General features: G+C 37.8%; 10 protein-coding genes. All 10 read left to right on the top strand.

All coding sequences use genetic code 11. The features are described from left to right. The first annotated feature begins 12 nt into the window (after positions 1 to 12). The 10 genes from hrcA to recA all read left to right on the top strand — a co-directional run bounded on the left by hrcA (position 13) and on the right by recA (position 12,543). Entirely contained in the window at positions 13 to 1,059 is a 1,047-nt protein-coding gene (hrcA, locus tag NPA36_RS00160) for a heat-inducible transcriptional repressor HrcA (protein WP_256944098.1), read from the top strand. Positions 1,060 to 1,072: 13 nt separating this feature from the next. Then, entirely contained in the window at positions 1,073 to 1,627 is a 555-nt protein-coding gene (gene grpE, locus NPA36_RS00155; protein WP_256944097.1) for a nucleotide exchange factor GrpE, read from the top strand. A 49-nt stretch (positions 1,628 to 1,676) separates the two neighbouring features. Next, positions 1,677 to 3,500, top strand: coding sequence for a molecular chaperone DnaK (gene dnaK / locus NPA36_RS00150; protein ID WP_256944096.1), 1,824 nt, complete (start codon positions 1,677 to 1,679; stop codon positions 3,498 to 3,500). A 152-nt stretch (positions 3,501 to 3,652) separates the two neighbouring features. Continuing rightward, complete coding sequence (gene dnaJ / locus NPA36_RS00145; protein ID WP_328516865.1) at positions 3,653 to 4,828, top strand: molecular chaperone DnaJ; 1,176 nt, start codon at positions 3,653 to 3,655, stop codon at positions 4,826 to 4,828. Positions 4,829 to 4,918: 90 nt separating this feature from the next. Then, positions 4,919 to 6,250 carry a magnesium transporter gene (gene mgtE / locus NPA36_RS00140; RefSeq protein ID WP_256944094.1) on the top strand — a complete coding sequence of 444 codons (1,332 nt, stop codon included), beginning with the start codon at positions 4,919 to 4,921 and terminating at the stop codon, positions 6,248 to 6,250. A gap of 77 nt (positions 6,251 to 6,327) precedes the next feature. Further along, the gene (lepA, locus tag NPA36_RS00135; protein ID WP_256944093.1) at positions 6,328 to 8,157 is read left to right on the top strand and encodes a translation elongation factor 4; all 1,830 of its coding nucleotides are present in this window, start codon (positions 6,328 to 6,330) and stop codon (positions 8,155 to 8,157) included. Between the two features lie 291 nt (positions 8,158 to 8,448). Further along, a complete protein-coding gene (locus tag NPA36_RS00130) occupies positions 8,449 to 9,348 on the top strand; it encodes a helix-turn-helix domain-containing protein (RefSeq protein WP_256944092.1) in 900 nt (299 codons plus the stop codon). Between the two features lie 13 nt (positions 9,349 to 9,361). Then, positions 9,362 to 9,937 (top strand): CDP-diacylglycerol--glycerol-3-phosphate 3-phosphatidyltransferase, encoded by a 576-nt coding sequence (pgsA, locus tag NPA36_RS00125; protein WP_256944091.1) that lies wholly within the window; start codon positions 9,362 to 9,364, stop codon positions 9,935 to 9,937. A gap of 157 nt (positions 9,938 to 10,094) precedes the next feature. Then, positions 10,095 to 11,342, top strand: a complete 1,248-nt coding sequence (locus tag NPA36_RS00120) for a competence/damage-inducible protein A (RefSeq protein ID WP_256944090.1) — start codon at positions 10,095 to 10,097, stop codon at positions 11,340 to 11,342. Between the two features lie 133 nt (positions 11,343 to 11,475). After that, positions 11,476 to 12,543, top strand: coding sequence for a recombinase RecA (recA, locus tag NPA36_RS00115; protein ID WP_256944089.1), 1,068 nt, complete (start codon positions 11,476 to 11,478; stop codon positions 12,541 to 12,543). The last annotated feature ends 92 nt before the right edge of the window (positions 12,544 to 12,635 follow it).

Here is a 12,635-nt window from a genome sequence, read left to right as displayed (position 1 = left end):
AGGTGACGAATCATGTTAACCGAGAGACAAATGCTAATCCTACGACTCATAATTCAGCACTATACAGAGTCACTTGAACCAATTGGCTCAAACACACTCATAAAAGTTGCTGGTTTGCCTTACAGCTCTGCAACCATTCGCAATGAGATGATGCGCTTAGAAGATTTAGGCTTTCTTGAAAAGTATCATACCTCTTCAGGACGAGTTCCTTCTAATCAAGGCTATCGGTATTATTTAGACAATATTTTACCATTACAGCCAAGTCATCTTCCGCAACAGGTGAGAGAGCACATCAAAGCTAAATTTCAAAACCCCACTTTTGAAATGCAAGAATTATTTCATTTGTCTGCTGATATATTGGCGACATTGACTAATTATACTAGCATTTCCTTGGGACCAGAACTTAGCTCAAGTCACTTAACTGGTTTTCGGCTTGTTCGATTGAATGACCAACAATTGATGGTTATTCTAGTAACAGACACAGGACATGTTGAGAATAAAGTTTTTTCTATCTCAAAAGAGGTAGGAGATGATGAATTGCATCAGATTGTAACTGTAATGAATAACGAACTAGTAGGACTACCATTACCACAAGTCGTCCAAAAACTTCAATATGAATTACCAAATTTAATTCAGAAATACTTTAGGTCTCAGCTACATGTTATCTCTGCTATGAATCAAATTCTTCAAAAATTTGAGCAGGATCGATTGCATGTTTCCGGAAAAAGAAATTTACTAAACTATTTAGATACCCATTCTAATGTTAGCCAACTAAAAGATATCTATCGTTTGATGGATGACTCTCATGTCATAAATCAATTAGTTGCAACTCAAGAAAGTGGTGTTAAAATTAGGTTAGGTAGCGAGATGAATAATCCTATTTTAAAGGATTATAGTTTAATTACTGCTAGCTACGAAACACCAAGTTTAGAAAAAGGGTTTATTGCTCTTTTAGGACCAGTTAATATGCCATATTCAAAGGTTATATCCATTGTAAATGGCTTGCAAACAGAGTTGTCAAAAACAATGTTTGACTATTATAAGAATAGGAAAGAATAAAGGAGATGAGCATTTGACTAATCATGCAGACGATCAATTACAAGAAACGGTTGATGAATCAACAGAAATTGATCAAACTACTAATCAAGAAAGTCCAGAAGAAATCTTAGATCAAAACGATCAAGTTAGTCAATTGGAAGAAGAAGTGACCAACTTACAAGATCAAGTCTATCGTTTGTCCGCTGAGATTTCCAATATTCAAAAACGCAATGCAAAAGAAAGGCAAGATGCTGCTAAGTATCGTTCACAATCTTTAGCTCAAAATCTATTACCAGCTATTGATAATATTGAACGTGCACTGGATACAGAGCTTGACCAAGAACAAGCATTGAGTTTGAAGAAGGGAATTGAGATGGTTTATGAAAGTCTTCTCTATGCGTTGAAGCAAGAAGGTATCGTAGAGATTGAAGCACTCAATCAACCATTTGACCCAACAAGACACCATGCTGTTCAAACGGTTCCTGTTCAAGAAGGACAAGAGCCAGATCAAGTTGTTCAAGTATTCCAAAAAGGGTATCTCTTGAATGACCGTGTTTTAAGACCAGCGATGGTTATTGTTTCACAATAATGTATATTCTCTAAAATTTTTAAATATTAATGAAATAGGAGTGAAGAAAATGAGTAAAATTATTGGTATTGACTTAGGTACAACAAACTCTGCTGTAGCTGTTTTAGAAGGTGGAGAAGCAAAAATTATTCCAAATCCAGAAGGAAACCGTACCACACCTTCAGTTGTATCTTTCAAAAATGGTGAAATCCAAGTTGGTGAGGTGGCAAAACGCCAAGCAGTAACTAACTTAAACACAGTATCATCTATTAAACGTCATATGGGTGATTCTAATTATAAAGTTGAAATGGAAGGAAAAACATATACACCACAAGAAATTTCAGCTATGATTCTTCAATACTTAAAAGGCTATGCGGAAGAATATTTAGGCGAGAAAGTTGATAAAGCTGTTATCACTGTTCCAGCTTACTTCAACGATGCACAACGTCAAGCAACAAAAGACGCTGGTAAGATTGCTGGTTTAGAAGTAGAACGTATTGTTAACGAACCAACTGCAGCTGCTTTAGCATATGGTTTAGACAAAGTTAACCACGAAGAAAAAATCTTAGTATTTGACTTAGGTGGCGGTACATTTGACGTATCTATTCTTGAATTAGGCGATGGTGTTTTCGATGTATTGTCAACAGCAGGAGATAACCATTTAGGTGGGGACGACTTTGACAACAAAATTATCGACTACTTAGTAGCTGAATTCAAGAAAGACAACGGAATTGATTTATCACAAGATAAAATGGCTATGCAACGTCTAAAGGATGCTTCTGAAAAAGCTAAGAAAGATCTTTCAGGTGTTTCATCTACACAAATTAGCTTGCCATTTATCACAGCAGGTCCTGCAGGTCCATTGCACTTAGAAGTTATCTTAACTCGTGCGAAATTCGATCAATTAACTGAAGACTTAGTTGACCGTACAAAAGCACCAGTTCGTCAAGCTCTAAAAGATGCTGGATTGTCACAATCTGATATTGATGAAGTTATCTTAGTTGGTGGTTCAACTCGTATTCCTGCAGTTGTTGAAGCTGTTCGTCGTGAAACTGGTAAAGAACCAAACAAATCAGTTAACCCTGACGAAGTAGTTGCTATGGGTGCAGCAATCCAAGCTGGTGTTATTTCTGGTGACGTAAAAGATATCGTCCTACTTGATGTAACTCCTTTATCTCTTGGTATTGAAACTATGGGTGGTGTTTTCACTAAGTTAATCGATCGTAACACTACTATCCCAACTACAAAATCACAAGTGTTCTCAACAGCAGCAGATAATCAACCAGCAGTAGATGTACATGTACTACAAGGTGAACGTCCAATGGCGGCTGATAACAAAACATTAGGAAGATTCCAATTAACGGATATTCCACCAGCTCCTCGTGGTGTGCCACAAATTGAAGTAAGCTTCGATATCGACAAAAATGGTATCGTAAATGTACGTGCTAAAGACTTAGGTACTCAAAAAGAACAAGCTATCACAATCAAATCTTCTTCAGGTTTATCAGATGAAGAAATCGAACGTATGGTAAAAGATGCCGAAGCAAATGCAGAAGCTGATAAAAAACGTAAAGAAGAAGTAGATCTACGTAACGAAGTTGACCAACTATTGTTCACTGTTGACAAAACATTGAAAGAATTAGAAGGCAAAGTAGATCAAGAAGATGTTGCTAAAGCAGAAGCAGCTCGTGATGAATTAAAAGCTGCTGTAGAAGCAAATGACCTTGAAGGCATGAAGACAAAACGTGATGCTTTGAATGAAATCGTGCAAAACCTTACTGTAAAATTATATGAACAAGCTGCAGCACAACAAGCTGCTAGTGGTGAACAAGCACAAGCAAGTGAACCTCAAGATGGCGTAGTAGATGCTGACTTTGAAGAAGTAGACGAATAATCTTTCTTCTATAAGCAAAGTAAAACAAAAACAAAAAGTAAAGGCATTGCCTAACTTTTTGTTTTGTTTTATGATAGTGGGTGAGAGTCAGATGTATATGAATCGTTTGACAATAAACAACTATCACAAACTAAGAAACTTAGGAGGAGACGATTATGGCAAAACGAGACTTATATGATGTCCTTGGTGTCTCCAAAGATGCCTCAGAGGATGAAATAAAACGTGCATACCGTAAATTATCAAAACAATACCATCCTGATATCAATCAAGAAGTTGGTGCGGAAGAAAAGTTTAAAGAGATTGCTGAAGCCTATGAAGTTTTAAGTGACAGCCAAAAGAGAGCTGCTTATGACCAATATGGGCATGCGGCCAACGACCCTAACTTTAATGCAGGTGGTTTCGGTGGCTTTGGCGGATTTGAAGGTTTTGGTGGGCAAGGTGGTTTCGGTGGCGCTCAATACACTGGTGGCTTTGAAGACATTTTTGAGTCATTCTTTGGTGGTGGTGGGAGAACACAACGTCCTAATGCTCCTCGTCAAGGTGCTGATTTGCAATATGTCATGGATTTAACATTTGAAGAAGCTATTTTTGGGAAGAAAGAAACCATTCATTATCAAAGAAATGCTGAATGTCACACCTGTCATGGGTCAGGAGCTAAACCTGGAACAGAACCAGTTACTTGTTCTAAGTGTCATGGCTCAGGTGTGGTTCAAGTGGAGCGTCAAACACCATTTGGTCGTATGATGACTCAAGCTACTTGTGATGTTTGTCATGGTACCGGTAAAGAAATTAAAGAAAAATGTCCAACCTGTCATGGTAAAGGCACTGTCACTGAATCACATAAATTAACCGTAAATGTACCTGCCGGAGTTGAAAACGGCAACCAAATGCCTCTAAGAGGACAAGGTGAAGCTGGTAGTAACGGCGGTCCTTATGGAGACTTGTATGTTGTTTTCCGTGTTGAAAAGAGTGATATTTTTGATCGCCAAGGTTCTGAGATTTTCTACAAACTTCCAATTAACTTTGCGCAAGCTGGGTTAGGAGATGAGATTGATGTGCCTACCGTTCATGGTAAGGTCAAATTGAAAGTACCTGCAGGAACGCAAAGTGGAACAGTCTTTAGATTACGTGGTAAAGGTGCTCCTAAACTACGTGGTAGCGGTAATGGTGATCAACAAGTTCAAGTTGAAGTTGTGACACCAAAACACCTAACTGATAAGCAAAAAGAAGCCTTACGAACGTTTGCTAAAGAAGCAGGCGAAACTGTTACAGAAGATAGCAATATCTTTGATAAGGTAAAGGATGCTTTTCGAGATAATTTTAAATAAGTCTAACTTAGGCCTGCTGTTGCAGGTCTTTTTTGTGCTATACTGGTAGCATGGCTAGCCCTAGACATTGAATAGAGGATGTGAGTATTTATGGAGGAATGGATTCGTCAGGCTGTTGAAAGTAAAGATGCTAAAAAAATATTAGAACTAATCAATCAGAATTATCCGATTGATATAGCCCTAGGACTTGAAAATTGTGATGAAGAAACCTTAAAAGCCTTTATGTTTGGCATTTCAGATAAACGTCTTGCCTCTATATTAGAGGTTGCCAATGTAAATACTCAGAGACGGATGATGGAAAATTTACCATTCAGAAGAGTCAGCTCCTTATTTCAACATATGTCTAATGATGATATTGTGGATATTTTAGGGAATCTACCTGTAGGCATTCGCAAGCGTTATTTGAATATGATGAAACAAGCATCGCAAAATGAAATTCGTAGAATGCTTGATTATGACCCACAATCAGCTGGTGGGATTATGACGACGGAATTTATTACTGTCAATGAAGAGCTGACCGTGGAACAGGCATTTTATAAGATTCGTGATATTTCACCAAATACAGAAGTGATTAATACCATATTCGTGACTTCCAAAGACAACACACTAATTGGCTGGCTAGATATCCGTGATTTATTTATTAATAAAATGACTGATACGCTTCAATCCATTATGCATAAAAATGTTATTAGTGTACTACCCGAAGTCGATCAAGAAGAAGTGGCCCAATTATCGGCTAAATATGATTTATCAGTAGTTCCGGTAGTTAATTCTCGTAATAAATTGTTGGGGATTATTACTATTGATGATATTATGGATGTTTTGCAAGAAGAGTATCATGAAGATATGTTGCTGATGAGTGGGGTGCAGGAAAACGAACAGATTGGTGGCTCTTTTTGGGACTCACTTCGTCGCAGAACGCCTTGGCTAGTTATAAATTTAGCTACTGCTTTTTTAGCCTCTGCTGTAATCGGTCTGTTTCAAGATACCATTTCACAAGTAGTCGCTTTAGCTGTTGCTATGCCTATCATTACTGGTATGGGCGGAAATTCAGCTTCTCAAACCCTAGCTTTGGTTATACAAGGAATTGCTTTAGGTAGAATTAATTTAAAAGACGATAAAAAATATGTTTTTAAAGAGATTTCGCTAGGACTAACAAATGGTTTCATTACAGGTTTAATAGCTGCTATATGTATTTATATTCCATATCAAAATTTCTATTTGTCACTAATTGTTATTTTGGCTATGATGGGTAACTTGGTGGTAGGAGCTATATTTGGCTATTTTATTCCACTTATTTTAAAACACCTCAATATGGACCCAGCTTTGGCTTCAACTATTTTCGTTACGACCGCAACAGATGTTTTTGGATTTTTTATATTTTTAAGTTTGGCTCAGTTGGCTTTGCCACTAATTTTATAATAGAAGATGACAGTCTAGGCTTCTATCTGCTATAATTAGGGGATGGAAATTTCTGGATAGAGAGTGAGATAAAATTAATGAATTTACAAGAAATGAAAGAAAGACAAAAGCGATTAAGGAACTTTTCGATTATTGCTCATATAGACCATGGTAAATCAACTTTAGCTGACCGTATTTTACAATCAACAGATACAGTTGCTGAACGAGAAATGCAGGCACAGTTATTGGACTCCATGGATCTTGAAAGAGAACGTGGCATTACCATTAAACTAAATGCTGTTGAGTTAACGTATGATGCCAAGGATGGACAAGAATATATTTTCCATCTGATTGATACGCCGGGACACGTGGACTTTACCTACGAAGTTTCTCGTAGTTTGGCGGCTTGTGAGGGTGCTATTCTAGTGGTGGATGCTGCTCAAGGAATTGAAGCACAGACCTTGGCCAATGTTTATTTAGCTTTGGACAATGATTTAGAAATCTTGCCGGTTATTAATAAAATTGACCTACCAGCAGCAGACCCAGAACGTGTACGCACAGAAATTGAAGATGTTATTGGAATTGATGCTTCTGAGGCAGTCTTGGCTAGTGCAAAAGTTGGGATTGGGATTGATGAAATCCTAGAACAAATCGTAGAAAAAGTTCCAGCTCCAACCGGTGACTTAGAAGCGCCATTACAAGCCTTAATCTTTGATTCGCTCTATGATGCTTATCGTGGCGTTATCTTAAATGTCCGAATTAAGAATGGGATTGTACGTCCTGGAGATAAAATTCAGTTAATGAGTAATGGAAAAACCTTTGATGTTGTTGATGTAGGGATTTTTTCGCCAAAACCAATTTCACGAGATTTCCTAATGGTTGGAGATGTCGGTTATATTACCGCTAGCATCAAAACCATTCAAGATACTCGTGTGGGGGACACGGTGACCTTAGCTAATAATCCTGCCTCTGAACCTTTAGAAGGTTATCGTAAGATGAATCCAATGGTCTATTGTGGACTTTACCCAATCGATTCATCCAAGTATATTGAATTAAGAGAAGCTCTTGAGAAACTACAACTCAATGATGCAGCTTTACAATTTGAGCCAGAAACTTCACAAGCACTTGGCTTTGGGTTCCGTTGTGGCTTTCTTGGTCTGTTGCATATGGATGTTATTCAGGAACGTTTAGAAAGAGAATTCGACCTAGACCTTATTACGACAGCGCCATCGGTTATTTACCATGTTAAAAAGACAGATGGTAGTGAAGTTGTGGTATCTAACCCTGCTGAAATGCCTGATTTATCATCCGTTCAAGCTATTGAAGAACCTTACGTAAAATCTTCTATTATGGTGCCTAACGAATATGTCGGAGCGGTTATGGAGATTTGTCAAAGAAAACGTGGTTCATTTGTGACGATGGATTACTTAGATGAATACCGCGTCAACGTGGTCTATGATATGCCCTTGTCTGAGATTATTTTCGACTTCTTTGATACCTTAAAATCTAGTACCAAAGGCTATGCATCCCTAGACTATGAATTGATTGGTTATCGCCCAAGCAATTTGGTTAAGATGGATATCATGTTAAATGGTGAGGTCGTGGATGCACTAAGTCTGATTGTGCATAAAGATTTTGCCTATGGACGAGGAAAAGCCATTACGGAAAAATTACGTACCCTAATTCCGCGACAACAGTTTGAAGTACCGATTCAAGCAGCTGTTGGAAATAAGATTCTTGCCAGAACCAACATAAAAGCCTTGAGAAAAAATGTCTTGGCAAAATGCTACGGTGGGGATGTTTCACGGAAACGTAAGCTATTAGAAAAACAAAAAGAAGGTAAAAAACGGATGAAGCAAGTGGGATCTGTAGAAGTTCCTCAAGAAGCCTTTATGTCTGTATTGAACCTTGGTGAAGATGAAAAATAAAATGAGTAATAAAACCACCTCTCAACCATTAAAGATTGAGAGGTGGTTTTTCACTTGGAGTGGTTTTGCCTTAATATTGAAGAGCAGGGTACAGCCTGAATAATTTGGCTTACAGCTATGCCAACAGTATCATTTTTAAAAACATCGCTATAAAGCCTAGAAAAAACAATACCCAAAAACTCTGTTACACATTTGTAAGAAGTTTTTTCGATTAAAATTCGCAATTTTTACAGATAGCTTTTAATCTGTGGTATACTATTTTTGAATGAAAATAATAGAAATGGTGATGAAATGGATCAAACAATTGGACAACGTCTAAAACAGGCTCGTCAAAGCAAAGGATATACCCTTGACGATTTACAACAAATTACAAAAATTCAAAAACGCTACCTGATTGCGATAGAAGATAATGAGTTCGACACTTTACCAGGTAATTTTTATACTCGAGCTTTTATTCAACAAATTGCTGAAACGGTAGGTTTAGATGGGCAACAACTGTTAGCAGAGTATGCTGATGTTATCCCTCAAAAACCTATTGAACCTGTTAGTGAAGTGACTTCTCCAATCAATCGCTCACGAACAGATCTGAAGATGAGCAATAATTCATTTTGGGGGAATCTTTTCTCAGTAGTACGAGCATACTTTCCTGCTATTATAATGGGGCTTTTAGTGGTTGCTATTATCTATGCTAGCGTAAATGCTTTTGTTAACAATAAGAAAGAAACTCCGGCAGGCTCTAGTCAAGTTTCATCTAGTCAAGTAGAGTCCAGTATTGTAGAATCTACTGTTAACTCATCCGCAGTAAGTTCTCAAGCAGAGTCTTCATCATCTGTTGAGAGTAGTGTAGCCTCTTCAAGCTCTAGTCAAACACCAAAAGGCTTAACCTTAGTTAGCAACAATGGTGACAGCTTATCTTACAACTTATCTGGCGAAACATTCCCAATCAGAGTAGAGGTTTATAACCGTGGTGACCTTGATTTATGGTCTAGCATCAGTGCAGACGATGTTGCTCAGGTCGATGGTGTTTTAACCTCTGGTGAGAGCATAACCGCCACAGTGGGACAAGGCTCTAGTTCTATTGGTATCAGTTTTGGTTATGCGCCTACAGCTGATGTTTATATTAACGGTACTTTACTCAAGATACCAAGTGACTCTTATGCGACATCTTACTACATTACTATCGTAAACTAAAAAGGAGTTCTAAATGAATTTACCGAATAAATTAACCATAGCTCGGATATTACTAATCCCGGTCTTTATTGTTCTAGTTGCCATCCCTTCCCATACAAGTATCAGCTTATTAGGCTCTCAAATTCCAGTTTTACAATTATTGGCTACCCTAGTATTTGCTATTGCAAGCTTTACCGATTATTTGGACGGTGTGATTGCCAGAAAGTATAATTTGGTCACCAACTTTGGTAAATTTGCTGATCCAATGGCAGATAAAATGCTTGTTATGACTGCTTTTATTAGCTTAGTTTCTTTGAACCTTGCACCGGCATGGGTGGTTTCAATTATTGTTTGTAGGGAATTAGCCGTTACTGGTTTACGGATTCTATTGGTAACGGATGGAGAAGTTATGGCAGCCGCTTGGCCAGGAAAAATAAAAACAGCTACACAGATGTTAGCCATTATTTTCTTGCTCTTGGATGACCTACCAGTTAAAAGTTTAGGATTTCCACTAGGAACTATCTTACTTTATATCTGTTTGTTCTTTACCATCTATTCGGGAGTAGATTATTTTGTAAAAAATAAACATGTGTTTTCAGACTCTTTTTAAGGAAGTGAATAAAAAATCGCTCTTTTAGTCAATACCTTAGAAGCTTGAATGGCTTTCTAAGTGGAAAAAGCTAAAAGAGCGATTTTTTTAAATTTCTTCAAGAAAATAAAATAATTTTGACTTTTTTTGCGTATCTATAGTATGAGGAGGTAAATAAATGAACGTAGAAATCATTGCGGTTGGAACAGAACTATTAATGGGGCAGATTATTAATACCAACAGTGCCTATTTAGCGAAGGAGTTGGCTTCTCTATCTTTGACCAGCTACTACCAGCAGGTTGTGGGGGATAATATGGCTCGCTTAATTGATGCCATTGATTTAGCTAGTAGTCGTGCTGATATCATTATTCTAACTGGGGGACTTGGGCCTACAACAGACGATATTACCAAACAGGCTCTTGCAACTTACTTAGGAGAAGAGCTAGTGGAGGATAAATCGGCTTTAGACAAGATTATTGCTTATCATGTTCAATCTCACAGAGATATGCCTGAGAACAATCGTAGACAGGCTCTAACTTTTAAAAATGGACAAGTGCTAGCTAATCACAATGGGTTGGCGATTGGTAGCTATCTTGTGAAGGATTCTAAGTCTTATTTAGTTTTACCTGGACCACCTAGTGAATTACGACTGATGTTCGAAGAAGAAGCTAGACCTTTGTTAGAAAATGAATTTGGTCAAACAATTCAATTTGAGTCACGCTATTTAAGATTCTTTGGTATAGGAGAGTCAAAACTGGTAACTGTCTTGGCGCCATTAATTGATCAACAGACCAATCCCACAATTGCTCCTTATGCCGGCAAGTATGAAGTTGTCCTACGTTTAACAGCAAATGGTAAAAGCAAAGAAGAGTGTATAGTTCTACTAGATAATCTTGAAGAAAAAATAATGGCTGACGTTCGGGAATATTTTTACGGCTATGGAGAACATGGTAGTCTAGTAGAAGAAGTAGCTAAACTTTTGGAAGAAACCAATGAAACAATATCAGTGGCGGAAAGCTTAACTGGGGGTCTATTTCAAGCTAGCCTAGTGGAACAATCCGGGATTTCATCTGTCTTTAAAGGCGGTATCGTTTCTTATCAAAGAAGTGCTAAAGAATCTGTTTTACAGGTTCCAAAAGACTTGCTAGATGAATTTGGTATGGTCAGTAAAGAGTGCGCTCATGCAATGGCTGAAAATGTTCGTAAACTATTTGATTCCGATATTGCCATATCCTTTACTGGTGTTGCTGGCCCAGAGCCTTTGGAAGGAAAAGAAGTAGGGACAGTATTTATTGGTATTGTTGATAGACAAACTAGTGCGAACTTTGAATTTCATTTTGCTAGAAATCGAAATGGTAATCGAGAGTTTGCTGTCCAACAAGGTTTAGATGTATTAAGAAGATGGCTACTTTCGCGTCGTAGATAATAGATTAATGGGCTATTTTGTTTGTTAAGAAATAAAATACGAATATTTGTTCGTATTTTACTTGCCTTTTTAATTAAAAAAGAGTAGTATTAAGAATGAAAAGAAAAGGGAATCATCCCATGGAGGTTATAGAATGGCAATTAGTGAAAGTCGTGAGAAAGCTTTAGCAGAAGCTTTAAAAAACATAGAAAAAAATTACGGTAAAGGTGCTGTCATGAAATTGGGCGAAAAAGCCGATACCAAGATTAAAACTGTTCCATCTGGCTCGTTAGCATTAGATGTGGCTTTAGGCGTGGGTGGCTATCCAAGAGGTCGTATTATTGAAGTTTATGGGCCAGAATCATCCGGTAAAACAACAGTTGCTTTACATGCTGTTGCAGAAGTTCAAAAAGCTGGTGGGATTGCGGCATTTATCGATGCAGAACATGCGTTAGACCCTGACTATGCCCAAAATCTAGGCGTTAACATTGATGATCTTTTGTTATCTCAACCTGATACTGGTGAACAAGGATTGAATATTGCAGAAGCCTTAGTGTCTTCTGGTGCGGTGGATATTGTTGTTATTGACTCTGTTGCTGCCCTTGTCCCTCGTGCAGAAATCGATGGTGAAATGGGAGATACACATGTAGGCTTGCAAGCACGTTTAATGTCTCAAGCTCTACGTAAACTTTCTGGAACTATCAATAAAACTAAGACCATTGCTTTATTCATTAACCAAATCCGTGAAAAAGTAGGGGTTATGTTTGGTAACCCAGAAGTGACACCTGGAGGGCGTGCCTTGAAGTTCTATTCGACGATACGTTTAGAAGTCAGACGTGCTGAACAAATCAAAGATGGCACCAATGTGATTGGTAACCGTACCAAGATTAAAGTAGTTAAAAATAAAGTTGCTCCACCATTTAAAGTGGCTGAAGTAGATATTATGTATGGACAAGGAATCTCTCAGGTTGGTGAATTGATTGATATGGCTGCCGATGTTGATATTATCAAGAAGAGTGGTTCATGGTATTCCTATGGTGATGATCGTATTGGCCAAGGGCGCGAAAATGTTAAAAAATATCTAATGGAGAACCCAGAAGTGAAAGATATTATTGAACGTAAAGTCCGTTCACATTTTAATATCGGTGAGGAATACAAAGAGGATGAAACTGTTGTAGAAGTAAGTCCAGACCTCGAACTCGTTGAAGAAGATTTAGTATAGAAGAATAGTTTTTCAACTTGTTGCTCCTTATCAGTTAGTGATGGGAGCAACTTTTTTATGCAGACTTGGTATCTTTCATTTACCCTAAGGTC

This window comes from Granulicatella seriolae (assembly GCF_024543085.1).
Lineage (GTDB): Bacteria > Bacillota > Bacilli > Lactobacillales > Aerococcaceae > Granulicatella > Granulicatella seriolae.
Note: the sequence above shows the minus strand (reverse complement) of the source record. Positions and strands in the feature narration are given on the sequence as shown.

What these genes read in the sequence shown, in the direction of transcription:
- hrcA (WP_256944098.1), top strand. Translation starts at nt 13, where the DNA reads ATGTTAACCGAGAGACAAATGCTAATCCTACGACTCATAATTCAGCAC.
- dnaK (WP_256944096.1), top strand. Translation starts at nt 1,677, where the DNA reads ATGAGTAAAATTATTGGTATTGACTTAGGTACAACAAACTCTGCTGTA.
- mgtE (WP_256944094.1), top strand. Translation starts at nt 4,919, where the DNA reads ATGGAGGAATGGATTCGTCAGGCTGTTGAAAGTAAAGATGCTAAAAAA.
- lepA (WP_256944093.1), top strand. Translation starts at nt 6,328, where the DNA reads ATGAATTTACAAGAAATGAAAGAAAGACAAAAGCGATTAAGGAACTTT.
- NPA36_RS00130 (WP_256944092.1), top strand. Translation starts at nt 8,449, where the DNA reads ATGGATCAAACAATTGGACAACGTCTAAAACAGGCTCGTCAAAGCAAA.
- pgsA (WP_256944091.1), top strand. Translation starts at nt 9,362, where the DNA reads ATGAATTTACCGAATAAATTAACCATAGCTCGGATATTACTAATCCCG.
- NPA36_RS00120 (WP_256944090.1), top strand. Translation starts at nt 10,095, where the DNA reads ATGAACGTAGAAATCATTGCGGTTGGAACAGAACTATTAATGGGGCAG.
- recA (WP_256944089.1), top strand. Translation starts at nt 11,476, where the DNA reads ATGGCAATTAGTGAAAGTCGTGAGAAAGCTTTAGCAGAAGCTTTAAAA.